Annotated in this window: 27 protein-coding genes; 14 read left to right on the forward strand and 13 right to left on the reverse strand. The window is 64.9% G+C overall.

Annotated features, from left to right (window positions below; translation table 11 throughout):
* The first annotated feature begins 79 nt into the window (after positions 1 to 79).
* From JaAD80_RS17585 to JaAD80_RS17595, 3 genes are all read left to right on the forward strand, one after another.
* Positions 80 to 961 (forward strand): LysR family transcriptional regulator, encoded by an 882-nt coding sequence (locus JaAD80_RS17585; protein WP_180979459.1) that lies wholly within the window; start codon positions 80 to 82, stop codon positions 959 to 961.
* Between the two features lie 39 nt (positions 962 to 1,000).
* Complete coding sequence (locus tag JaAD80_RS30380) at positions 1,001 to 1,492, forward strand: hypothetical protein (RefSeq protein ID WP_180979460.1); 492 nt, start codon at positions 1,001 to 1,003, stop codon at positions 1,490 to 1,492.
* A gap of 378 nt (positions 1,493 to 1,870) precedes the next feature.
* Complete coding sequence (locus tag JaAD80_RS17595; protein WP_146012416.1) at positions 1,871 to 2,329, forward strand: hypothetical protein; 459 nt, start codon at positions 1,871 to 1,873, stop codon at positions 2,327 to 2,329.
* Positions 2,330 to 2,350: 21 nt separating this feature from the next.
* On the opposite strand, the gene JaAD80_RS17600 is transcribed toward JaAD80_RS17595, so the two are convergent.
* The gene (locus JaAD80_RS17600) at positions 2,351 to 3,403 is read right to left on the reverse strand and encodes an FAD-binding oxidoreductase (RefSeq protein ID WP_102295901.1); all 1,053 of its coding nucleotides are present in this window, start codon (positions 3,401 to 3,403) and stop codon (positions 2,351 to 2,353) included.
* A 220-nt stretch (positions 3,404 to 3,623) separates the two neighbouring features.
* Between JaAD80_RS17600 and JaAD80_RS17605 the strand changes: the two genes are divergently transcribed.
* The 4 genes from JaAD80_RS17605 (at position 3,624) to JaAD80_RS17620 (ending at position 5,606) form a co-directional block, all read left to right on the forward strand.
* Positions 3,624 to 4,157 (forward strand): MarR family winged helix-turn-helix transcriptional regulator, encoded by a 534-nt coding sequence (locus tag JaAD80_RS17605; RefSeq protein WP_102295902.1) that lies wholly within the window; start codon positions 3,624 to 3,626, stop codon positions 4,155 to 4,157.
* A gap of 80 nt (positions 4,158 to 4,237) precedes the next feature.
* Entirely contained in the window at positions 4,238 to 4,696 is a 459-nt protein-coding gene (locus JaAD80_RS17610) for a PaaI family thioesterase (protein ID WP_102295904.1), read from the forward strand.
* A gap of 123 nt (positions 4,697 to 4,819) precedes the next feature.
* Positions 4,820 to 5,065: a hypothetical protein gene (locus JaAD80_RS17615; protein ID WP_102295905.1), complete on the forward strand. Its 246-nt coding sequence runs from the start codon at positions 4,820 to 4,822 to the stop codon at positions 5,063 to 5,065.
* Positions 5,066 to 5,156: 91 nt separating this feature from the next.
* Positions 5,157 to 5,606, forward strand: coding sequence for a hypothetical protein (locus JaAD80_RS17620; RefSeq protein WP_102295907.1), 450 nt, complete (start codon positions 5,157 to 5,159; stop codon positions 5,604 to 5,606).
* 114 nt (positions 5,607 to 5,720) lie between these two features.
* Here JaAD80_RS17620 and JaAD80_RS17625 read toward each other — a convergent pair whose 3' ends face one another.
* Positions 5,721 to 6,761, reverse strand: coding sequence for a site-specific integrase (locus JaAD80_RS17625; protein WP_258003055.1), 1,041 nt, complete (start codon positions 6,759 to 6,761; stop codon positions 5,721 to 5,723).
* 200 nt (positions 6,762 to 6,961) lie between these two features.
* On the opposite strand from JaAD80_RS17625, the gene JaAD80_RS17630 reads away from it, so the two are divergent.
* Positions 6,962 to 7,984 (forward strand): DNA-binding protein, encoded by a 1,023-nt coding sequence (locus JaAD80_RS17630; RefSeq protein ID WP_258003056.1) that lies wholly within the window; start codon positions 6,962 to 6,964, stop codon positions 7,982 to 7,984.
* Between the two features lie 71 nt (positions 7,985 to 8,055).
* Here JaAD80_RS17630 and JaAD80_RS17635 read toward each other — a convergent pair whose 3' ends face one another.
* The 4 genes from JaAD80_RS17635 to JaAD80_RS30750 form a co-directional block, all read right to left on the reverse strand.
* A complete protein-coding gene (locus JaAD80_RS17635; RefSeq protein ID WP_146012417.1) occupies positions 8,056 to 8,256 on the reverse strand; it encodes a hypothetical protein in 201 nt (66 codons plus the stop codon).
* 466 nt (positions 8,257 to 8,722) lie between these two features.
* Complete coding sequence (locus JaAD80_RS17640) at positions 8,723 to 9,166, reverse strand: GNAT family N-acetyltransferase (RefSeq protein ID WP_102295911.1); 444 nt, start codon at positions 9,164 to 9,166, stop codon at positions 8,723 to 8,725.
* Positions 9,167 to 9,253: 87 nt separating this feature from the next.
* Complete coding sequence (locus JaAD80_RS17645; protein WP_180979461.1) at positions 9,254 to 9,826, reverse strand: hypothetical protein; 573 nt, start codon at positions 9,824 to 9,826, stop codon at positions 9,254 to 9,256.
* The gene (locus JaAD80_RS30750; RefSeq protein WP_180979462.1) at positions 9,823 to 10,119 is read right to left on the reverse strand and encodes a hypothetical protein; all 297 of its coding nucleotides are present in this window, start codon (positions 10,117 to 10,119) and stop codon (positions 9,823 to 9,825) included. Before JaAD80_RS30750 ends, JaAD80_RS17645 begins: the two co-directional genes overlap by 4 nt.
* Positions 10,120 to 10,496: 377 nt before the next feature.
* Between JaAD80_RS30750 and JaAD80_RS17650 the strand changes: the two genes are divergently transcribed.
* The 3 genes from JaAD80_RS17650 to JaAD80_RS17660 all read left to right on the forward strand — a co-directional run bounded on the left by JaAD80_RS17650 (position 10,497) and on the right by JaAD80_RS17660 (position 14,346).
* Positions 10,497 to 11,462 carry a DUF535 family protein gene (locus JaAD80_RS17650; protein ID WP_102295914.1) on the forward strand — a complete coding sequence of 322 codons (966 nt, stop codon included), beginning with the start codon at positions 10,497 to 10,499 and terminating at the stop codon, positions 11,460 to 11,462.
* 23 nt (positions 11,463 to 11,485) lie between these two features.
* The gene (locus JaAD80_RS17655; protein ID WP_102295916.1) at positions 11,486 to 12,865 is read left to right on the forward strand and encodes a serine hydrolase; all 1,380 of its coding nucleotides are present in this window, start codon (positions 11,486 to 11,488) and stop codon (positions 12,863 to 12,865) included.
* Positions 12,866 to 12,987: 122 nt separating this feature from the next.
* Complete coding sequence (locus JaAD80_RS17660; RefSeq protein ID WP_180979463.1) at positions 12,988 to 14,346, forward strand: serine hydrolase; 1,359 nt, start codon at positions 12,988 to 12,990, stop codon at positions 14,344 to 14,346.
* Positions 14,347 to 14,355: 9 nt separating this feature from the next.
* Here JaAD80_RS17660 and JaAD80_RS17665 read toward each other — a convergent pair whose 3' ends face one another.
* From JaAD80_RS17665 to JaAD80_RS17675, 3 genes are all read right to left on the reverse strand, one after another.
* Positions 14,356 to 14,712 (reverse strand): hypothetical protein, encoded by a 357-nt coding sequence (locus JaAD80_RS17665; RefSeq protein ID WP_102295919.1) that lies wholly within the window; start codon positions 14,710 to 14,712, stop codon positions 14,356 to 14,358.
* A 27-nt stretch (positions 14,713 to 14,739) separates the two neighbouring features.
* Positions 14,740 to 16,308, reverse strand: coding sequence for an EAL domain-containing protein (locus JaAD80_RS17670; RefSeq protein ID WP_102295921.1), 1,569 nt, complete (start codon positions 16,306 to 16,308; stop codon positions 14,740 to 14,742).
* Positions 16,309 to 16,406: 98 nt separating this feature from the next.
* Positions 16,407 to 17,903: an MFS transporter gene (locus tag JaAD80_RS17675; protein WP_102295922.1), complete on the reverse strand. Its 1,497-nt coding sequence runs from the start codon at positions 17,901 to 17,903 to the stop codon at positions 16,407 to 16,409.
* Positions 17,904 to 17,987: 84 nt separating this feature from the next.
* Between JaAD80_RS17675 and JaAD80_RS17680 the strand changes: the two genes are divergently transcribed.
* Positions 17,988 to 18,899 carry a LysR substrate-binding domain-containing protein gene (locus tag JaAD80_RS17680; RefSeq protein WP_102295936.1) on the forward strand — a complete coding sequence of 304 codons (912 nt, stop codon included), beginning with the start codon at positions 17,988 to 17,990 and terminating at the stop codon, positions 18,897 to 18,899.
* A 12-nt stretch (positions 18,900 to 18,911) separates the two neighbouring features.
* On the opposite strand, the gene JaAD80_RS17685 is transcribed toward JaAD80_RS17680, so the two are convergent.
* Positions 18,912 to 19,481, reverse strand: coding sequence for an XRE family transcriptional regulator (locus tag JaAD80_RS17685; protein WP_102295924.1), 570 nt, complete (start codon positions 19,479 to 19,481; stop codon positions 18,912 to 18,914).
* A gap of 93 nt (positions 19,482 to 19,574) precedes the next feature.
* Between JaAD80_RS17685 and JaAD80_RS17690 the strand changes: the two genes are divergently transcribed.
* On the forward strand, positions 19,575 to 20,105 hold the full coding sequence (locus JaAD80_RS17690) for a GNAT family N-acetyltransferase (RefSeq protein WP_102295925.1): 531 nt from the start codon (positions 19,575 to 19,577) through the stop codon (positions 20,103 to 20,105).
* 24 nt (positions 20,106 to 20,129) lie between these two features.
* Here the strand turns inward: JaAD80_RS17690 and JaAD80_RS17695 are convergent, their stop codons facing one another.
* The 3 genes from JaAD80_RS17695 to JaAD80_RS17705 all read right to left on the reverse strand — a co-directional run bounded on the left by JaAD80_RS17695 (position 20,130) and on the right by JaAD80_RS17705 (position 22,685).
* Positions 20,130 to 21,320: a low temperature requirement protein A gene (locus JaAD80_RS17695; RefSeq protein ID WP_102295927.1), complete on the reverse strand. Its 1,191-nt coding sequence runs from the start codon at positions 21,318 to 21,320 to the stop codon at positions 20,130 to 20,132.
* 61 nt (positions 21,321 to 21,381) lie between these two features.
* On the reverse strand, positions 21,382 to 21,639 hold the full coding sequence (locus JaAD80_RS17700) for a hypothetical protein (protein WP_102295928.1): 258 nt from the start codon (positions 21,637 to 21,639) through the stop codon (positions 21,382 to 21,384).
* A gap of 92 nt (positions 21,640 to 21,731) precedes the next feature.
* The gene (locus JaAD80_RS17705; protein ID WP_102295930.1) at positions 21,732 to 22,685 is read right to left on the reverse strand and encodes a 2-hydroxyacid dehydrogenase; all 954 of its coding nucleotides are present in this window, start codon (positions 22,683 to 22,685) and stop codon (positions 21,732 to 21,734) included.
* On the opposite strand from JaAD80_RS17705, the gene JaAD80_RS31240 reads away from it, so the two are divergent.
* A partial coding sequence (locus JaAD80_RS31240; protein WP_219726841.1) for a hypothetical protein occupies positions 22,684 to 23,127 on the forward strand: 444 nt, incomplete at its 3' end. The two genes, JaAD80_RS17705 and JaAD80_RS31240, sit on opposite strands and share 2 nt — an antisense overlap.

Genomic DNA, 23,127 nt, shown 5'->3' on the forward strand with positions numbered 1-23,127 from the left:
GAATTAGTAAAGGCATTTTATGTCGCCCCTGAATGGCATTCAAGTTAAAATCCATCTGTAAAACAGATAGGTGGATGCCATGCAATGGACTTTGGAACAAATGCGCTACTTTGAGGCGGCCGTCGCGGCCGGTTCTTTCTCGGGCGCGGCGCGCCGGTTGGGCCGCGCGCAATCGGTGGTCAGCACCTCGATCGGCTTGCTGGAAGCGGAATTTGGCGTGGAACTGTTCGACCGTTCCCGCCGCAGCGCCGTGCTGACGGAAGCGGGCAAGGTGATGCACCTGGAAGCGTGCGAACTGCTGCGCCAGGCCGAGCGCCTGCAGCTGCGCGCGCAGCTGCTGAGCGCCGCGCCGGAAGCCCAGCTGACCCTGGCCCTGGACGAAGCCCTGCCCTACCTGGCCATCGGCACCCTGGTAAAAGAACTGGCGGCGCGCTACCCGGCGCTGGAACTGGTAATGCTCAACGCCACGGCGTCGGAAGTGGCGCAATACGTGGAACAGCAGCAGGCGGACGTGGCGTTTCACTTCGACCGTGGCCCGATTTCCCCCGTGCTGGAACAGCAGCACATCGGCAGCGTGGCGCAAGGCGTGTTCGTCGCCAAAGGCCACCCGATGGCGCACGGGCAGGAAGTCACCCGCAACGAACTGACGCGCTACCGCCAGCTGATCATGGATTCCGAGCTGAACCGCGAACACGCGTTCAGCCCCGCCGTCTGGTTCTCCGACAGTTTTTACAGCATCGCGGAAATGGTCGCGGACGAGCTGGGCTGGGCCATTCTGCCCCTGAACATCGCCAACTACGACAACTACAAGGGCTATCTGCAGGAAGTGCCCTGCCCTGCCCTGGCCCTGTCGCGCCTGCCCGTGCGGCGCTTGTCGCTGCATGGGAAAAAGCTCAGCGAAACGAGTTTGTGGCTGACGAACAGGCTGGCGGAGTTGCTGCTCGATGGGCCGAGGGGGTGAATCGTCCGGCCGGTATCAGCAGGATGGCGCCCGATCGCAGTGCCGCTCTATAATCGGACTTTGGTTCTGGAAATCAAGACAATGCTCAGCAAGAATGAAGAAAAATGGCTGCTCACGATGGTGTCGACCGGCCCCATGTTGTCTCTCGATGCGCTGCACGCCTTCTTCGCTGAAGCGTTAGCGCGATGGAAACAATTCCACGGTTGCCTGCCGTCAAGCTGGTCGCCTGTGCTCGGCTGGACAAGAATCGCGGGAGAACTGGAAATGCCAGGGCGGGCGATGGCCATTCTTCTCGCCTGCCCGCCAGAGCGAAGGCCTCAGATTGCACGTGCTTATCTGGCCTGGAACCGGCATGTATCGACGCGCGAACATGCAAATCCGTATGAGCCATTGCTCTCATTCTTTCACCATGGCGGCACCTGGTCACGCGTTGAAAATGGCATTCTGGATATTTATGATGGCCAGGGTCAAAAGTATGGCATTGCTTTTGGGGAGTCATCACCAGTATTGAAGCAAAACCCACATGTGTAAGGATCCCCGTGCGACTGGATATCGAGAGCAAAGCACCGCTCCCGGACCCGAGCGAAAAACAGATCAGGCAGGCTATGTAGTCATGGCCCCCATTCTTATGCATCCCTGACCAATGAGTTAGGCAATTATGTGCAGCTTGCCGGTGGCGGCATATGCGGATGGCAGCAAACTGGCTTTCGGCGGCGACGACATCGCCCTGCGGTCAGATGAATGGTTCACCCACAGCGCCGTTACCGACCTTTTTATCGCTTTCCTGCATGGCCGGCCGTGGCCTGCCGGATAGCACTGGCGCGGCTTGCCCCTGCCTTGAGAGAGGACTTGCGCCGACAAACAATACCGTCACACCTTGCGCCCCTGCGTAAAGAGAGAAAGATTGACATGATTCACTCAACAGTCCTGAATAACTGGTTCGCCATGGCGCAAGACGATGCCGTGGAAATCGATCCCACCGACATCAATCACGAAGCGATCAGCAATATGTGGCGCTTTTCGCCCACGGAAGAGGAAACGCCGCAGATCACTGCCGAGGATCTGGCGGTATTTATCGGCCAGCTGATCGCGGCCCGCAGCATCGCGCTTCAAGGCGAGGAGATGCTGTTCTATTGCTGGCACGATGCGCAATGCCGCCAGTTGCGCTTCAGCCTGGTGTCGCGCGCGCATGGCCGGCTGCCGTTTCGCTGCGAACTGCGCGAAACGCAGGATCTGGCCCTGATCGCCGAGCGCGTGGTGAACGGCGACTGGCACAACGCGCACGTCATGCAGGCGCCCCCCGAGGAAGAGGATGAGCAGGAGCAAGTGCCGTTCATCCTGCCCGTGTTCGTGGTGCCCGTGCCATAAGTCGACGAAGATACAGGAATTCTAGGCCTGGAACCGCGCGGGGCGGCAGGCGCTCAACGCCGAAGCTGGTTCGCCACCGATGATTTCCGCGCTGGCCAATTGCCCGACAATCGCCGCCAGCACCACGCCCGGATGCATGGCGCACACGTACACGCCGTCCACTTGCGGCAGATAGCCGACGACCGGCACGCCATCTACCGGCATGGGCCGCAGGCCGACACAAGCCAGTTCCGGCGCCAGAAAATCCACGCCTTCAAGCTCGCCGTGGATGGCGCCAGCAGTGCGCTGCGCCATGGCGGCGGGCTGGTTGTCCGGCGCGTCGTCCATATAGTCTTCCGCCGCCAGCAGGGTGCCATCGTCGGCTTGCCGCACTTCCATCGCATGGCTGGAAATGATGCCGCGCACCAGTCCGGGCGGCGCCTGATAGCGCATGAAGATGGCGGGTGAAGCGGCGATGGGCAGGTGCACGCCCAGTTTCTGCGCCAGCGCCGCCGTGCCCGTGCCGGCTGCCAGCACGACGAGGTCGGCATCGATGGCGCCATTCGGCGTTTCCACGCCTGTCACTGTTGTGCCCCTTACGCTGAAAGCGAGCACCGGCGTGTGCGTGCGGATGGTCGCGCCATGGTGCCGCGCCGCATCCAGCAAGGCATGCGTTGCCGCCACCGCATCCAGGGCGCCCTGCTCCGGCTCGTACAAGGCCTGCTCCGGCGGATGGCGCAGCTGCGGCTCCAGTGCCGCAATCTTCGCCTTGTCCAGCAATACGCACGACGGTGACACGCGTCCATCCTGCGTGCCATACGACAAGGCGCCCGTCCAGCGCACCGCCAGTCCCGGCACTTGCGTTTCGAGCTGGCGATACGCCGCGATGGCGCCGGCGCGCAATGGCGCGATGGGGTCGGATCCGGCATGCGAGGTGTTAATCCAGGCGAACGAGGTGGCCGTCACGCCGGAAGCGATGCCGTGCGCCTCGATCACTGTGACGCGCGCTCCCTTGCTGGCCAGGTGGTAGGCCAGCGACGCGCCGACGATGCCGGCGCCGATGACGATAATGTGCTTTGATGCTGCATGATGCATTGCCGCTGACCTTTTATCTGATGGTTGCTGCCGCTGTCCGGGCCTGGATTATAGCGTCGGCCAGATTCATGGCGGCGAACCCGGCTACTTGAGTGCGCCCCTGCGCAGACCGGGGTGCACAGCCACGCCCGGCCCGGCTCCTGGCAACGCTTCCAGTCCCGTCACCCGCAAATTGCCAGCACGCCTTGATTTATTACGCATACGTAGTAGTATACTTCGCATGCGTACCAATATCCCTACCCCATCCGCCAGCAGCGAAGCCGCCGACATTGCCCCCTGCCCGCTGCGCGAGCGTTCGCCGCGGCTGTTCAATCTGCTCAGCCTGGCGCGCCAGAATCTGTTCCGCTCGGCCGACGCCGTGTTTACCAGTGAACTGGGCTACTCGGGCACGCAAGTGGTGGCCCTGTTTGCCCTGAAAGGCGAAGAAGGCTGCCAGCTGAAGGATATGGGGCGGCTGCTGCAGCTGAAAAACTCCGCCGTGACGGGCCTGGTGGCGCGCATGGAAGAAAACGGCCTCATTGTGCGTGGCCAGTCGGCGCGCGATGCGCGGGCCGGCACCTTGCACCTGTCGCCGGAAGGCGCCGACGTGCTGGCCGCCGCCCTGCCCCTGCTCGACAGCCTGAATGCCCAATTGAAAGCAGGCTTCAGCGAGGAGGAGCTGGCCATCGTCGCCCGCTTTCTGCTGCATGCTTCACGCCTTCGTTTTACGCAAGATCAAGTCAACCCGCAGGCAAAAGCCGGGGTCGCAGACTGAGGGACCCGGCGTCCCCTTCCGCCCCGGTCATTGCTGCAGGGTCAAGCATTGCCATTTCCCCCACCCCACTGGAGTTTCCCATGCACCCGAACGACATGACCGGCTTGCAACTGATGCAAGCATTCGCCCAAGGCCTGTTTCCCCGCCCCGGCATTTCCAAGACCATGCCCATGGATGCGCACACGGTAGAACACGGCCGCGTCATTTTCACGGCGACGGCGAACGAAAGCCACACCAATCCCATGGGTGGCGTGCATGGCGGTTTTGCCGCCACCGTGCTCGACACGGTCACTGGCTGCGCCACGCACACGGTCTTGCCGGCCGGTGTCAGCTATGGCACGACCGACCTGAACATCAAAATGTGCCGCCCCCTGCCCTTCAACGTAACGGTGTATGCGGAAGGCAAAGTCATCAATGCAGGACGCAACCTGGTCATTTCCGAAGGCACCATCCGCGACGAGGCCGGCAAAATCTATGCGCACGCGACGGCAACCTGCATGATCATCCGCCCGGCCGAGCGGGAACAAGCGGCCGCATGATACGCAGCGGCAGCATCGCGGACGCGGAGGGCCAGCCCGTGGGCTGCAAGCCGGCTGTGCCGCCGAGGGTGGTTCCTTGTCTGGCTGCCGGGCGGCGTGCTGCCCGCGCACTGGCAAGCTGGCATGGCGCAACGCTTGCCGGAACGGCAGGAAACCTGGGTGCGCGAACACGGCGTTGCGGCCATCCCCGTGAAATCGATGAACCGCTCGCCGGCCCTGCTGCGCTTGCTGATCCTCAATTGCTGCCGGGTCCGGCTGGCGGCGCACTTTGGCACCCCGCCCAAGGAGCGCATTCATTCCATCAAACCGCTGTCCGGGAACGCCTCGAGATATCAATTTCCTGTCTTTTGCCTTTTAAAAGAGCAATAATGCTACACACTTAGCCATTCTAGTCGACCGCTATTGGCCAGAAGCGGACGGTCAAGCCAGGGTTCTTGAGCATAAAAACAAGGATGATTAAATGCTGACTCAAAAAATGCTGACCGAGATGGCTGACCTATTGGATTCCGATGGCATTAACTATTCAGTATCTCTCAGCTTGTATTCGGGCCTGAAAGAAAGTGCGGGGGAGATCAGCAGTATCGTCACTAGGTTGATTGGCGATGATGCCGTGCTCGATGGAATCCGGGACGCGAGCATGTCTGAGGTAGTTGAAACTCTGCGTCAAAGCCTGGGCTATGTTGGCGATGATGGCGCAGGCCCCGGTCCGAGTACTCTCAGGACGGCTGATTTTTCGCGGCTGCTTGAAAGCATTTGCCATAGTGTCGTGCAGTTCAGTCAAACTGGGTCTGGAATCAAGTCATTTGAATTCGTGAGAGGGCATCCCCACTACCCGGTGTTCTGGGATTTCGCCTACCTTTTTCTTGGAAACGACAAAGACGTCTTATTGGTCGGTTCCAGTTCTGATTAGGTCCGCTTCGGGGCGATAACGGACGTACAACACAACGTCACAAGCATCAGGTTGGCCGTCCCGTTCGCTGCTGCAATGATGTCAGCAAGTTGTTGTCGGCCCTCTCACCTCACCTCACCTCAGCGGCTTGCTCTTTGCCTTCAACAAGCTGCCCGCCGCATTTTCTTCAAACCGTCCCGCCTCTTCTATATAGCCATGCACGGTGCCGTCGTGGCGCCAGCCGCCCTGGCGCTTGATGGCCTGGAAATCGGCGCCGGCGCGGTGCGCGCTGGTGGCCATGCCGCGGCGCAGGCTGTGGCTGGACAGGTCCGGCACGTAATCGAGGCCCGCCAGTCTGGCGCAGCTTGCCAGGATGGTGTTGATGCTGCTCGCATGCAGCGCTTTGGCGCTCACGTGACCCCATTGATTCACCGTGCGCAAGAGCGGCCCGGAGGCAATCTGCGCCGCCGCCAGCCACGCGCGCAAGGCGGTGGCCGGACAGCAGATGCCGTCGCCGAACGGAATCGCCTTGACGATGCCCTCGCCCAGCTGATCCGTTTTCGAGCGGGGCAAGGTAATCACCATGCCCTGCGGCTCCCAGGCCACGTCTTCCAGCCTTAATCCCGCCAGTTCGCTGCGCCGGAAACCGCCAAAAAAGCCCAGCTGCAGCAAGGCGCTGTCACGCAGGGCCTTGAGGCTGCCCACAGCGTGCAATTGCGCGACGATGACTTCCAGGTCTTCCAGCGGCAGGGCCTTGGCCTTCTTTTTCGGCTTGCCGTGCAGGCGGGCAATGCCGGCCAGGGTCTTGCGCACGGTGGGCGTCGACGCCGGGTCGGCAAATGCCTGGTACACATGCCATTGCGACAGCGCCGTCAGGCGCAGGGCCAGGGTGCGCGCGTTCAGGCTGTCCGCATATGCCAGCAGGTAGCGGATGACGCTGGACTCGTCAGCTGGCAGCGCCCCGCCCCACGCCTGGAAGTGGCGGATGGCGGAACGGTAGGTGCGGCGCGTGTTATCCGAGGTGGCGGCGGCCAGAAACGCCTGGTGGCGCGCGGCCAGCTGCGCATCGACCATGGCGCCGTGTAATGGGGTCGGGGTGGCGAGCGCGTTTTTCGGCACGGCGGCACGGCGTTTCGGGACGGGCAAATCGGGCATGGCGGCAGCGACATCACGCATTTGTACTGGGAGGTACGCAGAATACCACGCAAAACCGCTTCATAACACGCGATAAGCGATCTTATCGAGGCTTAATTTTTAAAAAAATACTTAAAATTTATATCGTAATATTATTCCATATTACGTATCATGTAATACGTTACTAAATTTCGCTCATAGGTGGTTTTATGGCCCGCACCGGCATTCTGTACTCTGATGTTATGAAAGCAGCCCAAATCGTCGCTGCCGATGGGCGCAATCCCACGGTGGACAGCGTGCGCGCAGCACTGGGCAGCACGGGCAGCAAGAGCACCATCGCGCCCCTGCTGAAACGCTGGAAGGAAGAATTCCAGGGCGCGGGCGCCGTGAAAACGGAAGCGGGCCTGCCGGCCGAACTGATGGAAGCGATGCGCGGCGTGTATGACAAGCAGCAGCGCGACGTGGCGCAGCAGCTGGAAGCGGGCATGCAGCAGAACCGCGCCGAACTCGATGCGGCCACGGAAAAGCTGAAAAAGACGGAAACCGAGCGCCTGAAACTGACGGAGGTGCGCGCCGCCCTCACCCAGGAGCTGCGCGCCACGCAGCATGCGCTGTCGCAACTGAAGGAAGAGCACCATTTCCGCGCCGTCACCCTGGCCACCCTGCACAGCGACAATGCGGGCCTGACGCAGCGCCTGGCCGACCGGGGCGAGGAAATCGCCGCCCTGAACCGCCAGCTGGCGCAAGTGCGCTCGCAGTTCGATCATTACCAGGAAGCCTCCGCCGCCCAGCGCAGCGAGGAGCGCGTCCAGGCGCAGCAACGGATCAGCCGGCTGGAACAGGATAACGCGCAACTGCAGCAGCGCCTGCAAGGCCAGCAGGCGACACTGGTGCAGCAAGACATGCGCCTGGCGCAGCTGCAGGCGGACCAGGCCCGCCTGTCCACGGAAGCGGCTGCCGACCGCGAGGCGCTGGCAAGCGTGCGCCCCGAGCGCGACCAGTTCGAGTTTCAATATCTGCAGGCGGCGGCTTCCGCCGACGCCCTGCTGGCCAAGCTCGATACGGCCTTGCAGGCGCTCAACGACGCCAAGGTGGCGCTGGCCGCGCAAGACCGGCAGCTCGACATGCTGGGAGAGAATATGCAAGCTTCCCGGCAGAAAGCCGACAGCCTGGCGCTGGAGCGCGACGGCCTGCTGCGCGAGAACGCCGGCATGGCAGCCAGGCTGGCGCTGCTCATCGAATCGAAGGAGCAACGCGATCTTTGAGCCGTGCTGACGGTAGGGGCAATGCATGACGGGCCGCGCACGGGCATCACCCTGCACCAGGGCCAGCCCCATCATTTTTCCCGCGCGGTGACGGATGACGCACGTCGGACGACGGCGAAGACCAGGCGGCGCATTTCAGCCTGACGCCAGTCGACGAGTCGCTGCTGCCCCTGGCAAGCGGGCAAGGGCTGATTTGCCAGCAGTGGCCGCTGGATTTTCATGCCGGCAAGGTCGCGCTGGACAGCCGTCCGCGTGGCACGCATGCGCGTCATGCCGTGCTGGACGCGGCCATTGCCACGGCGCGGGCGCAAACGGCCGGCCGCGCGCAAAGCTTCACTGTGGCATTGCCCCAGGCATGCTGTGCGCATGGGAAGCGCGCTGGTGGCGGTGTGTCGCCCCGCTGGCAGGCGCAAGCGTACAGAGAAGGACGTGGTCGCCACACCCGGTGCGCGCCTTGTCCGCTTCGCCATACCCGCTTATTTGATGGCAATGCCCGCACCCGACCTTTGTTTGGCGGCATAAATCCTGTGTGCGCCGCGCAAGGCCAGGCCCATGAGGGACGCGGTTCTCGGTCAAGCGCTTAGTGTCACCGTCTGCCTGCGCACGGCGGGCGACGCGGCGTCGCGGGCGAAACAGCCAGCGACGATGCATAGGGCGAGCTCTTCCTGGCAGCTCAGGTATTTTCCTGCAGTGTACATCGCTGAAGCTTGCAGCAACCCTGCATCAATCCCGCCGTGCTTAATCCTGCGGCGCCTGGCAGCGCACGCGTATCCACGCGCCAACGGCATCCACGCCGCAATCCGTGTCATCTTCCACCCACCCCGCGCGCGCATAAAAGCGCCGGGCGCCATCGTTGCGCAGTTGCGTCTTCAGGCTCAGGCGCGGGCCGTAGCGCGCCACCACGGCAGCGAGCAGTTGCGCGCCGATGCCCTTGCGGCTGTGGGCCGGGTGCACATACAGGTGATGCAGGAAATATTCGGGGGTGGCGCCCGTGTACACGGCGGCAAAGCCGGCAAGGACGCCGTCGCGCTCGGCAACGAAGATGTCTTCGCCCTGCGTGGCGGCCAGGAAAGCGGCGTGGTCGGCGACGCCGCTGAACGCGTCCCGTCCGGCCAGCGCCAGGATGGCCACGCAGGCGGCGCTATCTGCCGACAGGTATGGCCGCACGACGCAGACGGTCATGCGGGCGCCCTTGCCGAAGCGGCGCGCAAGGCGGATGCGCCAATGCCGGCAGCACAGGCATGCGCGGGGTTGAATAAGGTCATCAGCCTACAGCCGGCGGTTCAGCACGCTGTCGATGTCGTGCGTTTTGACTTCGGCGTGCGCCACGCCGCCCTGCAGCCAGCAGCCCGCATCGCCGCGCTGCAAGGAGGTCACCTCCAGCGCGCCAATCGCTGCCGGAACGGCGGCGGCGAGAAAGTCCGCGACGTCGCTCCATGCGCTGTAAAACAGTTTCAGATACCAGCCATCATCATGGGCGTAGGCAATAAAACGGTTGCGCAGCACGGCGATACGGGGCTGGTGTTGCGGTGTGCCGTGACGGGCGAAATAGCGCGCCTCGGCCAGCCTGGCATCGTCCGGCGGCGGCAAGGCGGCGGCGGCATCATCGGCATAATCGGCCCAGGCATGGCTGCCCCAGGCGGCGATATCCTCGCTCGCCAGCGTGGGCAATTGCTGCCGCGGCACGTGCAGCATGCCCGTTTGGGCCACCCTGGCGTCGCCCTTGAGCAGCAGCACGCCACCCGCGTCCAGCAAGGCAGGCAGGAAATCGCGGAACTCAATCCCGGACGCGACGATCATCTGTTCGGCCGGGTCGTGCCAGATGTAAAGATAGTGTCTCAAGTGGCGGGCCGTGCTGTGGCCGATGCCGACGCCGTTTGCGAGGCGGCGGTGCAGCCGGCTGGCGTGCCATCGCGGCAGACGTCAACGGTCGTAGATGTTTGTGTCGCGGCCGCCTGGCGTTCCTGCATGGCGGAGATAGCCGTCAACCGTGGCGCAGCCAGAGGAGCGATGAGCGGGTTGCCGGTGGCGCCCAGCGCTGCGGCGCTAGGGGCGGCTGTCGCAAGAAACAGGCTTGCCACATAGGCGCCGGATGCGGCGATCACGGCAAGACCCAGCCAGGTGGAGCGCATCATGAACCTGCCATCGCGGCAACCTTCCTTGCTGCGGCGGGAATAATAAGCCCATTCACTGCCTCCCGCCATTGTCATGCGCTCGCGGTGCCTGGCGTCAATGCGATGGCGCAGGTAGCCAAAAACCAGCACAAGTAACAGGGCAACTATTTTAAGCAATGGCATAGGGAGAGACGATGTATGAAGACGACAAGTGAATGAAAGGCGCACGGCGCCGCGCTACTTTACTTCATTTGGGAAAGATTGTCATTTGAATATGCGCACTGCATGGCCGTGGCCGGTCTGCCTTGTCTCCTTCATATGAAATTCACCCATCCCCGATAGCATGGGAACCTGGCAAGGCGCTCATTGTGCAGCGCCTGCCATCGACAGGTACCAACATGAACGACATTCTCCGGCAAAGCCATCCATTCCTGCTGCGGCCAGCCGCTGGCGGACACCGCCTGAAAGCGGCCCTGGGCGCCCTGTTCTTCCCCCGCCAGCGCACACGCTGGCAAGCTTTCCTCGACAGCATGCCGGGCCTGTGTGCGCTGGCGCAGCTGCACCCTTGCCTGCGCTTCAAGATTTACCGTCCCTACGCTTCGCGCCAGCTGGGCTGTGCGGCGCGCCGCGCGCTGATCGAGGGACATTACCGTTTCCTGTGGCAGGCCGGTGCCCGTCCGCTCGTGGAACGGGCGGCACAGCAGCCTGTGGTGCTAGCCAGTTTCGCCGGCAAGGATGCTGCAACGTACCGCTTGCAGCTGACGGCCATCCACGACAGCCACCGCGAGGGCGAGCTGTGCCTGCGCCTGACGCGCGATGGCCAGCCCCTGTACCTGGCCAGTTTCCTGTTTACCCCACGCGCCGACGGTGTCTCGCTGCAGCTGGGCGCGCTGCAAGGCTTGCGCTCGGAGGCCGGGGCGCTGGCCGTCAAGGCCGCCACGCGGGCGCTGCACGGCTGCCGGCCGAAAAACCTGATGGTGACGGCGCTGCGCGATTTCGGCGATTTCTTTGCCTGCAACAACGTATTTTTGGTCAGCAACGACAACCGCATCGCCCTGAATGCCCGCCGGCGCCGGCATATCGCCGCCGACTACGACCTGGCATGGCAGGAATTGCACGCCTTGCGCATGCGCGACGGCAATTATCACTTGCCCTGCGCGGCCTACCGCCTGCCCGACCTGGCCGGGGTGCCATCGAAAAAGCGCGCCGATGCGCGCCGACGCGGCGAATTGCTGCTGGCCATTGCGGAAGAGATGCGCATGCAGCTGGCGCGCTGGCTGGATGGGGCCGCGGCGATAGCAGGCCAATCACCTTGCCAAAACAGCCACCCGGCCTGTGAAGATGCTATGCTTTCCCTTGATTAACAACCAAGCTGACGGAACCGATCATGCTGCCACGCCTGCCCTCCTTGCTGCTGCCCATTCTGTCCCTCTCCACCGCCGGTGCCATGGCCGCGCCCGCGCTCGATGCGGCCATCCGTGAACGGGCTGAAACACTGGTGCGCGACGGCAAGCATGCCAGCCTGGTCATCGCCGTGATCGAGGGCAAGGACAGTGCCGTGTACGGCTTCGGCCGCGCGCGGCCTGGCGACAAGGGCGTGCCCGATGCCGACACCGTGTATGAAATCGGCTCCGTCACCAAGACCATGACGGGTTTGCTGCTGGCCGATGCCGTCGTGGCCGGCAAGGCCCGGCTGGAGCAGCCGGTCGCCGAGCTGCTGCCCGCCTACGCCATCCCATCCTTCGGCGGGCAGAACATCACGCTGGGCCAGCTGGCCACGCATTTTTCCGGCTTGCCGCGCCTGCCCGCCAACCTGGCGCCGGCGCAGCCGAACAATCCCTACGCCGACTATTCCACGGCGCTGCTGCGCGCCTTTCTGGCGGGCCATGCGCTGGCGCGCGCGCCCGGCGCGTCGTACGAATACTCGAATTTGGGCTACGGCTTGCTGGGCACGTCGTTGGCGGAGCAATCGCAACTGTCATACGAGGAGCTGCTGCAGGCGCGCATCTTCCGCCCGCTCGGCATGGCCAGCAGCTCGGCGCTGACAACGCCCGCCCTGCGCGCCCGCCTGGCGCCCGGCCACCTGGCCGATGGCAAGCCGGCGTCGAACTGGGATTTCCAGGCTATCGCCGGCGCCGGCGCCGTGCGCTCGAGCGCACGCGACATGGTTGCCTACATGCAGTCATACATGCGCGGCACCGGCCAGGCGCAGCAGCTGGCCGTGCAGCCGCGCAAGGTTCTGGCTGGCGAAGGCGACGGCGATGGCGTGCGGAAGGCAGGCCTGGCGTGGATACTCGACCAGGTCAAGGGCCAGCCATTTGCCTGGCACAACGGGCAGACGGGCGGCTACGCCAGCTTTGCCGGCTATACGCTCGACGGCAAGCGCGGCGTGGTGATACTCAGCAGTACCGCGCGCGAGGTCGATGGACTGGGCGTCGGCGTGCTGGTGCCCGGCAGCCTGCCGCCGCTGGCCAAGGCGGGCGCGGCGCCAAAGGAAATCGCTATCGCCGCGTCTGAGCTGGCGCAGTATGCGGGCCAGTACGCGCTGGCGCCCACCTTCATCCTCAGCGTGCGCCAGGGACCGGAAGGCTTGCTGGTGGGCGCCACGGGCCAGGGCGAAGCGCCCGTGTACGCCAGCGCGAAGGACACTTTCTTCTACAAGGTGGTCGAGGCGCAACTGGTGTTCCAGCGAGACGCCGAGGGCGCCATCAGCGGCGTCGTCCTGCACCAGAACGGCCAGGCCGTGCCGGGCAAGCGAAAACCTTAGCAAACAGATAAAAGTGGCATAAAACTCAGGGAGCCTTCATGTTGGCGCCGTATGCTCGCAAGGCGTGCCAGCCACCTTATCCAGGCGCTGGCGCGCATTTGGCCCACACTGGAAAGGTTCCCATGACACCTGCTTTCTCCCTCCTCCCCTTCTGCCTGCTCGGCTCCGCCGCCCTGGCCGCACCCGTGCTCGATGACGCCGTGCGCCAGCGCGCCGAAGAACTGACGCGCCTGGGCATGCATGCCGGCATCGTCATCGCCGTGATCGACGGCAAGGACAGCGCCGTCTTCGGTTTCGGCAGCGCCCAGCCTGGCAAAGCAGGCAAGCCGGGCACCGATACCGTCTACCAGATCGGCTCCATCACCAAGACCATGACGGGCTTGCTGCTGGCCGACGCCGTGGCGCAAGGCAAGGCCACCCTGGACACGCCGGTGGCGCAGCTCTTGCCCGGCTATGCCATCCCCGCCTTTGACGGGCGGCAGATCAGCGTGCTCGACCTGGCGACGCACACCTCCTCGCTGCCGCGCCTGCCCGATAATTTCGCGCCGGCCAATCCGGCCAACCCGTATGCGGACTACACGGAAGAGCGGCAGCGGCAGTTTCTCGCCGGCTACCGCTTGCCGCACGCGCCCGGCACGGCCTTTGACTATTCGAATATCGGCTACGCCGTGCTGGGAACGGCCCTGGCCCGCCAGGCGGGCGGCAGCTATGAAGCGCTGCTGCAGTCGCGCATCGCCGCGCCGCTGGGCATGCGCTCGACCTCGAACCAACCCACGCACGGCATGCTGGCGCGCCTGGCGCCGGGCCACCTGCTGTCGGGCGAACCGACGCCCGCCTGGGATTTGAATGTGGTGGCGCCGGCCGGCGGCGTGTATTCGAGCGCGCGCGACATGGTCGCCTACCTGCAGGCGTATATGTTCAAGCCCTTGCGCCCGTACGCGCTGGCCATCGTGCCGCAGCGGCCGCTGGCCCCCGGCAGCGAGACCAAGATCGGCCTGGCCTGGCTGCTGGAGCAGCGGCAAGGCCAGGGTTACGCCTGGCACAGCGGCCAGACGGGCGGCTACGCCAGCTATGCTGCGTTTACCACCGATGGCAAGCGCGGCGTGGTGGTGCTGACGAATACGGCGCGCGATGTCGATGCGCTGGGCGTGTCCGCGCTGTTTCCCGGCACGCCCTTGCCAGCGCTGAAAAAGCCGCCGGTGGCCATGGAAATGCCGCGCGCGGCGCTGGCCGAGTACGTGGGCGAATATCCCCTGGACAAGAATTTCACCTTGACGCTGACCCTGGGCAAGGATGGACTGGAAGCGGCGGGCACCGGTGTCGGCGCGGCGCGCGTGTTTGCCAGCGCGAAAGACCTGTTCTTCTTCCGCGCCATCGAAGCGGAACTGGCCTTTACGCGCGATGCCACGGGAAAGATCGATGGCGCCGTGCTCAGCCAAGGCGGCGAGAACGTGGTGTTGCGACGCCGGCGGCCAGAGTAGCCGTGGCGCTCAGCGGCCGGGGTCGCGCATGAATTGCTCGACCCTGGCCACGAACTGCGCCTTGCCGCGCGTGCGGAATTCGCCCAGGAATACCTCACTGCCCTTGACGGCCTTGCCGTGGCGGTCGTATTCGGCTTTCGCCATCTCCAGCACGAACTCGCCGTCCGGATCGTCTTCCGGCTCGAAATGAGAATTGAAGCAGTAGCCGCTGTCGCGGCAATAGCCCCACAGCAGCAGCGCGCTGCTGAACCATTGCATGCTGTCCGGCCCTGGCTCGACCTCGAACAGGGTGTTGACGGTGATGTGCCAGCCGCCAGGCACGCGCAGCGGCTGCAGCGGGTAGGGAAAGTTTGGAGGTGTGCGCATGGGGAAATCAGCGGTTGGAATGGGTGCTCAGGCGGCCGGCCTGACGCGGCGCGGCTGGTAAAACGCGAGAAATTCGTCCGCCGGCAGGGCTTTCGCGTACAGCCAGCCTTGGCCAAATTCGACCTTGCGTTCCAGCAAATAGTCGGCTTGCTGCTGCGTTTCGATGCCTTCGGCGACGATCAGCATGTTCAGGCTGCGGGCCATGGCGATGATGTGCGGCGTGACGCTGCTGGTGGCCGCGTCCGTGCCGATGGTGTCGACGAACGATTTGTCGATCTTCAGGGCGTCGAGCGGCAGGTTTTGCAAGCTCGACAGGCTGGAATAGCCGGTGCCGAAATCGTCGATGGCCACCGCGTGGCCGCGCGCCCTGGCCTTTTCGATGGTGGCGCGGGCCGCCTCGACGTTGATGAAACCCCGTTCCGTCGCTTCCAGCCAGATCTGCTGCGCTTCGATGTGCGTGCCGTCCAGCGCCCGCTCAAGCACGTCGAGCACCCTGCCCGTCTCGATATCGCTGGCGCACAGGTTGATGGCGATGTGCAATTGGCGGTCGGCCACCAGCGCGGCGCGCATGTCGGTGATGACGCAGTCGATGACCTGGTCCGTGATCGGCAGGATCAGCTCGCCTTCCTCGGCGACGGGAATGAACAGGTCGGGGCGGATCATGCTGCCGTCGGGACGGCGCCAGCGGATCAGCGCCTCGGCGCCCACGCAGGCGCCTGTGTCGAGGGCGATGATGGGCTGATAATGCACAAAGAATTCGCGCCGCTCGACGGCGATGCGCAATTCGCCCATCAGCGACAGGCGGCGGCGCGACAGCCAGACAACGATGCCGACGATAAAGGCGGCCATCAGGAGGCCCATGGGTAATAGTAATAGCTGTTCGCGGCGCAGCCTGGCGTTCAGCTTGCTGCGCGGTTCGATCATCACGGCCGTCAGGCCATCGCGGTACAGCATCGCGTGGATGCTGTCGTCCGGCGCCGCGCCATGCGCCGCCGGCAAGCCGGCCAGCAAGGCTTGTACCTGCTCCGGATCGGGATGGTGCAAGGTGTCAAGCACGCCGCGCTTGCCGATGGCCATGGCCATCTGGATATCGTTGTCGACGATGACGTCGGAAAAGCGCACGGGATCGATCAGCACCTTGTGCGCGCGGTACGTCAGCCCGACCATGCGCTTGCCGCCGCTGACGACGGGGCGCAGGTTGAAATCGAGGCCCATGCCATTGCCCAGGGTGAAATCGGCGGGCGTGACGGCGATGTGCGTTTCCTCGATGCCGGTGGACGTGCACTTGAGCAAGCCATTCTCGACATAGCCGATATCATCGATGCTGCGCGTGGTGATGGTGATGCGGCGCAACTGCTGGATATGCGCTTCCGAACATGGCGCCAGTTGCAGCGCGTCTGCGCTGCGCAAGGCGGCGCTGGCCGAGGCGATCGAGCGGTGCGCGCGTTCCAGCGCGTAGCCGGCCAGCAAGCGCAAACGTTCCTGCTCGCCCTGTTCGGCGCGCACGGACGACAGATAAAAGGCCAGGCTCAGGGGAGCGGCCACGCCGATGACGGCCACCAGCACGCTGGTAACAATAATGCGTTTTCTGCGCATGGCGCCCCTCCGATAAATCGCTGTTATATGAATGCTATGTATTGCTCGATGGCATCATATTACAAGTACAGCCGGCGCACGTGGATCTTGCTGAACAGTTACACTTTTTCGAGCGGCCTGGCCAGCACGAAGACCAGCGCCGCCGAGATGGCCGCGAGCGCGCCGGCCAGGTACAGCACGCTGGCAAAGCCGTCGACAAAGGCGTGGCGCGCCGCTTCCTGCGCCACCGCCTGCATGGTTGGCGGCAACTGGCCGAACGCTTCGCCCGCATTGCCGGCCACGATGCGGCCGATCATCTGGGGCGAGGCCGTCAAGCCGTGCAGCCAGGCCAGCTGCTCGAACGCGGCGGCCGTGCGCATGGCCAGCACGGCGCCCAGGCCGCCCACGGCCAGCACGATGCCGACGAAGCGCGTGGTGGTGCTGATGCCCGAGCCCATGCCCGTGCGTTCGCGGGGAATGCAGGCCAGGATGGCTTTTTGCGTCGTGCCGTTCAGCAATCCCGCTCCGGCCCCCGTGACGATCATGCCCGCCGCCACCCAGCCATACTGCAGGCTGGCGGCGGCCAGGGCGGTCGCCACATTGCCCACGGCAACAATCAACAAGCCCGTCACCAGGATGCCGCGGTCGTCCAGCCGGCGCATGGCGCGCGGTGCCAGGCGCGACAGCACCACCATGGCCACGGCAAACGGCAGCATGGCGCAGCCGGCCAGGACGGCGGAAAAGCCGAAGGCGTTCTGCAAGTACAGCGGCAGGAACGTCATCATCACCTGCGCGGCGATGGCATAGCCGAACATGCCCAGCACGGCGCCGACAAACACGCGGCGGCCAAACAGCGACAGATCGACCATGGGCGCGCGCTGCCGCCGTTCGACGACGATGAACACGGCCAGCAGCGCGGCGCCGGCCAGGAAGCGCAGACCAGTGGCGCGGCTGGACCAGCCCGCCACGCTGGCGTCGATCAGGCCCCAGATGATGCAGAACAGGCCGGCGGAAAACAGCGCCGCGCCCAGCGGGTCGACGCTGGCGTTGGACGCATCCTTCGACTCGTCCACGTGCTTGCGCACCAGCCACATCAACACAGCGACAACAGGCAGGTTCAAATAGAAAATCCAGCGCCAGTTGATGGCGCTCGTGATCAGGCCGCCCAGCAGCGGCGCCACCGTCATGGCCACGCCCATGGCCGCACCCCAGACGGACCACGCGTGCGCCCTCTCCTTTTCCGCATGGAAAGTATGGCCGATGACGGCCAGCGCCGAGGTCAGCAGCAAGGCCGCACCGAGGCCCTTGGTGGCGCGCGCCACGTTGAGCACGAACGGCGTCCACGCCAGGCCGCACAGCAGCGACGCCAGCGCGAACACGGCCAGGCCAAACAGCATGACCCTGCGCCGCCCCAGGCGGTCGGCGATGCTCCCGGCCGGCAGCAGGAACGAGGCGAACGCCAGCATGTAGGCGCTGACCACCCATTCCACGTCGACGAAGCTGGCGTTCAGGCTGCGGGCGATCGAGGGCAAGGAGACGGCCACGACGTTGGTATCGAGCATGATCAGGGCGCACACGCCCGAGCAAGTGTAGAGGGTCCAGTTGTTCGTTTTCATGCGCCAATTGTAAGCATGCCGGTATTATTTCTTGTTATAAGACAGGCGACTTATAATTTACCCATGGTGAATACAGACAAAGACATGGAATTGCGGCATTTCCGCTGCGTGCTGGCCGTCGCGCAGACCCTGCATTTCGCGCGGGCTGCTGCCGAGCTGGGCATTTCGCCGCCGGCGCTGACCAAGCAGGTGCAGGAAACGGAACACCTGCTGGGCACGCGGCTGTTTCAGCGCAGCAAGCGCGCCGTGGCCCTGACGGCGGCCGGCGAACTGTTCGTGGTGGAAGCGGCGCGCGCGCTGGCGCAGCTGGAACAGGCGCAGGAAGTGGCGCGGCGTGCCGGGCGCGGCGAGCTGGGACGGCTGGAAATCGGCTATGTTGCCTCGGCTGCGTATGCCGGCGTGCTGCAAGACCAGTTTGCCCGCTTTCGCGCCAGCCACCCGGGCATCCACATCAGCGCGCGCGAATATGCGATGGAAACCTTGCCGGAACTGCTGGACCAGGGGCGCCTGGACCTGGCGTTTGTGCGCCCGCCCCTGCGCTTGCCGGACGGACTGGACAGCGTGGTCCTGCTGCGCGATCGCTTCGTGCTGGCCGTGCAAGTTGCCAGCCCCCTGGCGCAAGACGCCATCATCGCGCCGGCCGCACTGGCGCAGCAGGCCTTCATCGTGCCGGAACAGGAACTGGGCACCCTGGAAGCGGGCCGCCGCGGCGGCTTCGCGGCGCAGGTGGTGTCGCGCCCGGGCAGCCTGCTGGCCGTGCTGACGGAAGTGTCGCTGGGCGTGGGCTGCGCCATCGTGCCGCATTCCGTGATGGCCAGCGTGCAATTGCCCGGCGTGTGCTTCCGCGAACTGGCGGGACCGCTGATCAACTCGGAAATCGCGGCCGCGTACCGCCGCCACGAACAGGCCCCCGCCGCGCGCGCTTTCATTGCCCAGCTGCGCGCGGCAGCACTTGCGGTGGCGTCCACGGCGGTGGCAACGGGAATGGTAAATTAAGCGCTTGCCTGCTCAGCCCTGCTTGAGCACGGCGACGGCATAGGTGCACGGGGTGGCTGTTTCGTTGCGGAAGACGCAGTCCGCAGGCGGGCCCAGCTCCAGGCAATCGCCCGCTTCCAGCACGTGGCGAATGTCGCCTTCCAGGAACACCAGGGTGCCGGCCAGCGCCCATATCAGCTGGCGCCGCGCTACGTAGGCGGCGGCCGGCATCGCGACCACGGCGCCGGGCGGCAGTTCCACATGCACGAGTTCGAGCGGCATGTCCGAGGCGGGCGACACATGGCGCCGCACGTAGCCGCTCTGCGGGTCGATCCAGACGGGCTGGTCGGCCTGGCGCAGCAGGCGCCCGGCGCGCACTTCCGCGCGGGCGATCAGGGCCGACATGCTCAGGCCAAAGGCGCCGGACAGGCGCGCCAGCAAGGTGGCCGTGGGGCTGCAATCGCCGCGCTCGACCTTGTGCACCATGGCGCGCGAGACGCCGGAACGGGCCGCCAGCTCGGTCAGCGACCAGCCCAGGCGGTCCCGCTCGAGGCGCACCCTGGCGCCGATGCGCTGGTTCAATTCGTCTGCTTTAATGGACATGGGGTCAGCGTATGCAAGAAATTTTATTGGACAAGTCGGGAGCGCCACTCTATGATTTGTCCATTATAGTAGACGCCCGGCGAGGAGATCAACATGCAAGTACGCGATGCCCATGCGGGCGACATCGACGCCATACTGGCCATCTACAACGATGCCGTCAGCAACACCCTGGCCATCTGGAACGAGCGCACGGTCGACGCGGCCAACCGCGCCGCCTGGCTGGCGGAGCGCCAGCGCGCCGGCTACCCGGTGCTGGTGGCCATCGATGCGGCAGGCAGCGTGGCCGGCTATGCCTCGTTTGGCGACTGGCGCGCCTTCGAGGGCTTCCGCCACACGGTCGAGCATTCCGTGTACGTGCGCCACGACAGCCGCGGCGCCGGCATCGGCCAGGCCCTGATGGTGGAATTGATCGCGCGCGCGCGCGGCATCGGCAAGCACGTCATGGTGGCGGGCATCGAGGCGCGCAATGCCGGCTCGATCGCGCTGCACAAAAAGCTGGGATTCGTGGAAGTGGGACTGATGCCCCAGGTGGGCACCAAGTTCGGCGGCTGGCTGGACCTGGCCTTCCTGCAGCTGACGCTCGACGCGCGCAGCGATCCGGACGGCATTGCGCCGTCCAGATAGGGGCTGGCCAGGGCCTGGCGAAGGTCAGGGATCGATTTCCGGCGGCGGACGGCGCAAGGCCATGTGTTCCCACACGGCCACCAGGACCAGCACGCAGCTGGTGATGCAGGCCAGGGTCAACGGCGAATACAGGCGGCCAAATGCCATCGGGATCAGCGCCAGGATGATCAAAATGCCCAGCAAGTGCGACAGCGGCGGCGCGGCGCGGTCGCTGCTGACCCATTTGAACATGGCATTGCCCAGCAGATACAAGATCGGACCGCCCAGCAAGGCGCAGATGCCGGCATAGCTGGCCTCGTCCGGATGCACGAGGGCCAGTTCATCGGCCACGGCGCTGACGATCACGCCGCCGACGATCAGCACGTGGATATAGGTGTAGGCCTTGCGCGCGATGCGGCCCGGGTCTTTCGAGTGGGCGATGCGGTGGTGGCCCGCCTCGGCGCCCGTATCAAAATAGATCCACCACATGGCGATGCTGCCAACCAGCGCCGACAGGAAACCGAGCCAGTTGGCCGCCGTCCATTCCAGGCCCGCGAAGGTGGCGCCCGTCACCAGCAGCGATTCGCCCAGGGCGATGATGACGAACAGCGCGCAGCGTTCCGACATGTGGCCGCCATCGACATCCCAGTCAGCCGTCGAGGAACGGCCCAGGCCAGGCATGCCGAACTGCATCCATGGTCCCGCCAGGTCGATCAGCAGGGCCGCTGCCCACCAGAAGATGCGCTGTGACGGATCGGCCAGGCCGCCGGCGATCCAGAAGATGCCGGAAAACGCGGCCCACAGGGCGATGCGCTGGAAATTGCGGCGGCGCGACAGGGTTTCATGGCGCACGGCCCACCAGGCAAACAGGGGCCGGCCCACTTGCATGGCGACATAGGCGCCGGCGAACGCCAGGCCGCGCGTGCCGAAGGCTTCGGGAATCGAGGCCGACATGATCAAGCCGCCCAGCATCAGCGCAAACAGGCTGATGCGCACGGGGATGCGTTCAGGATCGAGCCAGTTGGTGATCCACGAGGTAAAGATCCATACCCACCAGACGGCCATCAGCAGCAAACCCGTCTGCAGCCAGCCCATGGCGCTCAGGTGCGCCAGCAAGCCGTGCGACAGCTGCGTGACGGCAAACACGAACACCAGGTCGAAGAACAGCTCGATCATGCCCACCTTGCCGCTGTCCTGCCCGCCGCGCGTGCGCAACAGCGATTTTCTTAATTCCATAGTTACTCTTTCATCAATTCAATCCTGGCCGTACTGGCGCTGCTGCCACTGGGCGGACGGCTCAGGTGCGTTGTAAACGCGACCACAAAAAACCGGCCAGCGTGGCTGGCACGGCAAAAATTACTGCAAAAATCGGTAGTTCTTCGGCTACGGAATAGCCGGCCGCCAGCACGCCCACGGCCAGGTTGATGCCTGCGCCCAATAGCCACAAGGGAAGGAATGCCAGGGCCGCGTGCGCCATCGCGCCCTTGCGCCAGCCCACCAGCAGGCATAGCCCCAGCAACGCGAAGCCCGCGCCCATCACCAGCAAGGTATGCATCGCCGCTCCTTTCGCTAATACATCGTCTAGAAATAATATGTGCGGGATGCTAGCGCAATTTGCCGGCACCCGGCACGCTGGTCCCGCGGAGACTATTGTTTCACCGGCGTCAGCAAAGGCTGCCCGGCAAAATGCGCCGCCAGGTTGTCCACCACCAGCTGCCCCATCGCGTGGCGCGTTTCCACCGTCAGGCTGCCTACGTGCGGTGTCAGCACCACATTGGACATGGCGCGCAAGGCGGCGGGCACGTGCGGTTCATCGGCAAAGACGTCGAGTCCGGCCGCGCCCAGGTGGCCATCCTGCAAGGCGGCGATCATGGCGTCCTCGTCGATCAGCGCGCCACGGGCGATATTGATCAGCGTGCCTTGCGGGCCCAGGGCGTCGAGTATGCTGCGGTCGACGATCTTGCGCGTGGCGGGCGTGCCCGGCGCGCAGACGATCAGATAGTCGCTTTCCTGCGCCAGGGCCAGCAGCGATTCCGCGCGCGGCACCTCGGTGCCGGCGATGGCGCGGGGCTGGAAATAGCGCACGTGGATGCCGAAAGCGGCCAGGCGATGCGCGATGGCTTGCCCGATCTGCCCGAAGCCGAAGATGCCGGCCGTCTTGCCGCGCAGGCTGGATGCGGGAGCGATGGCCTCGCGGCGTTCCCAGCCGCCATCGCGCACGAAGCGGTCGAGCGCGGCAATGTGGCGGGCGCTGGCCAGCAGCAGGCCCAGCGCCGTGTCGGCCACGTCATCCGTCAGCACGTTCGGCGTGGTGGTGACGGCGATGCCGCGCTGGCGCGCCACGTCCAGCGCCACGCCATCGAGGCCCACGCCATTGACGGCGATGATTTCCAGCGCCGGCAGCAGGGCCATGTCGGTGGCGTTCAAGCCCAGTGCTCCCGTCGTGACGACGCCACGGATGCGCGGCGCCAGAGTATCCAGCCAGGCATGGCGCTCTTCCGGCGCGACTTGCCAGGCATGGTGGCAGGTGTAACGTTCTTCCAGCTGCGCGTTGACGGCAGCCGAGGGGCTGGGGGCGAGGATAAGGATATCGGGTGGCATGGGCGTCCAGGATGGTGTCGGCGGAAAGAGGCAAAAGAAGCGCAGACGCAACTTAGCATATTTGGCGCCCAGCCGGGGACGACAGCCCCGCAATCGCCCGGAAAACCCTGCGGCCGGCGCGGTCTTTGCCCGCGCCATTGCGCCACCGCGTTGGTCGGATTGGCGCGCGCAGGCATGCATAATCCGACAACTGTGCTGGCTGGTGTCGATGTCGGATTACGCGCTGCGCGCTGATCCGACCTACGGCCTGCTTCGGCGCACGCCACTTTCCTGGCTGGCCGGGCATTTAAGCCTGCGCTACTTGCGTAATCCGGCAACAATGTTGGCCGCTGGTGATGTCGGATTACGCGCTTGCGCGCTAATCCGACCTACGGCACACACGCCGGGGCGCGGCGTGCTGGTGATCGAGGCGGCGGCGCAATCGGGTTCGCTGATCACGGCG

This window comes from Janthinobacterium sp. AD80 (assembly GCF_002878455.1).
GTDB lineage: Bacteria > Pseudomonadota > Gammaproteobacteria > Burkholderiales > Burkholderiaceae_D > Janthinobacterium.

Bases quoted from the DNA above. Each gene is read 5' to 3' on its own strand.
- JaAD80_RS17585 (WP_180979459.1), top strand. From the start codon at position 80: ATGCAATGGACTTTGGAACAAATGCGCTACTTTGAGGCGGCCGTCGCG.
- JaAD80_RS17595 (WP_146012416.1), top strand. From the start codon at position 1,871: ATGATTCACTCAACAGTCCTGAATAACTGGTTCGCCATGGCGCAAGAC.
- JaAD80_RS17600 (WP_102295901.1), bottom strand. From the start codon at position 3,403: ATGCATCATGCAGCATCAAAGCACATTATCGTCATCGGCGCCGGCATC.
- JaAD80_RS17605 (WP_102295902.1), top strand. From the start codon at position 3,624: ATGCGTACCAATATCCCTACCCCATCCGCCAGCAGCGAAGCCGCCGAC.
- JaAD80_RS17610 (WP_102295904.1), top strand. From the start codon at position 4,238: ATGCACCCGAACGACATGACCGGCTTGCAACTGATGCAAGCATTCGCC.
- JaAD80_RS17615 (WP_102295905.1), top strand. From the start codon at position 4,820: ATGGCGCAACGCTTGCCGGAACGGCAGGAAACCTGGGTGCGCGAACAC.
- JaAD80_RS17620 (WP_102295907.1), top strand. From the start codon at position 5,157: ATGCTGACTCAAAAAATGCTGACCGAGATGGCTGACCTATTGGATTCC.
- JaAD80_RS17625 (WP_258003055.1), bottom strand. From the start codon at position 6,761: ATGCGTGATGTCGCTGCCGCCATGCCCGATTTGCCCGTCCCGAAACGC.
- JaAD80_RS17630 (WP_258003056.1), top strand. From the start codon at position 6,962: ATGAAAGCAGCCCAAATCGTCGCTGCCGATGGGCGCAATCCCACGGTG.
- JaAD80_RS17635 (WP_146012417.1), bottom strand. From the start codon at position 8,256: ATGACGCGCATGCGTGCCACGCGGACGGCTGTCCAGCGCGACCTTGCC.
- JaAD80_RS17640 (WP_102295911.1), bottom strand. From the start codon at position 9,166: ATGACCGTCTGCGTCGTGCGGCCATACCTGTCGGCAGATAGCGCCGCC.
- JaAD80_RS30750 (WP_180979462.1), bottom strand. From the start codon at position 10,119: ATGATGCGCTCCACCTGGCTGGGTCTTGCCGTGATCGCCGCATCCGGC.
- JaAD80_RS17650 (WP_102295914.1), top strand. From the start codon at position 10,497: ATGAACGACATTCTCCGGCAAAGCCATCCATTCCTGCTGCGGCCAGCC.
- JaAD80_RS17655 (WP_102295916.1), top strand. From the start codon at position 11,486: ATGCTGCCACGCCTGCCCTCCTTGCTGCTGCCCATTCTGTCCCTCTCC.
- JaAD80_RS17660 (WP_180979463.1), top strand. From the start codon at position 12,988: ATGACACCTGCTTTCTCCCTCCTCCCCTTCTGCCTGCTCGGCTCCGCC.
- JaAD80_RS17665 (WP_102295919.1), bottom strand. From the start codon at position 14,712: ATGCGCACACCTCCAAACTTTCCCTACCCGCTGCAGCCGCTGCGCGTG.
- JaAD80_RS17670 (WP_102295921.1), bottom strand. From the start codon at position 16,308: ATGCGCAGAAAACGCATTATTGTTACCAGCGTGCTGGTGGCCGTCATC.
- JaAD80_RS17675 (WP_102295922.1), bottom strand. From the start codon at position 17,903: ATGAAAACGAACAACTGGACCCTCTACACTTGCTCGGGCGTGTGCGCC.
- JaAD80_RS17680 (WP_102295936.1), top strand. From the start codon at position 17,988: ATGGAATTGCGGCATTTCCGCTGCGTGCTGGCCGTCGCGCAGACCCTG.
- JaAD80_RS17685 (WP_102295924.1), bottom strand. From the start codon at position 19,481: ATGTCCATTAAAGCAGACGAATTGAACCAGCGCATCGGCGCCAGGGTG.
- JaAD80_RS17690 (WP_102295925.1), top strand. From the start codon at position 19,575: ATGCAAGTACGCGATGCCCATGCGGGCGACATCGACGCCATACTGGCC.
- JaAD80_RS17695 (WP_102295927.1), bottom strand. From the start codon at position 21,320: ATGGAATTAAGAAAATCGCTGTTGCGCACGCGCGGCGGGCAGGACAGC.
- JaAD80_RS17700 (WP_102295928.1), bottom strand. From the start codon at position 21,639: ATGCATACCTTGCTGGTGATGGGCGCGGGCTTCGCGTTGCTGGGGCTA.
- JaAD80_RS17705 (WP_102295930.1), bottom strand. From the start codon at position 22,685: ATGCCACCCGATATCCTTATCCTCGCCCCCAGCCCCTCGGCTGCCGTC.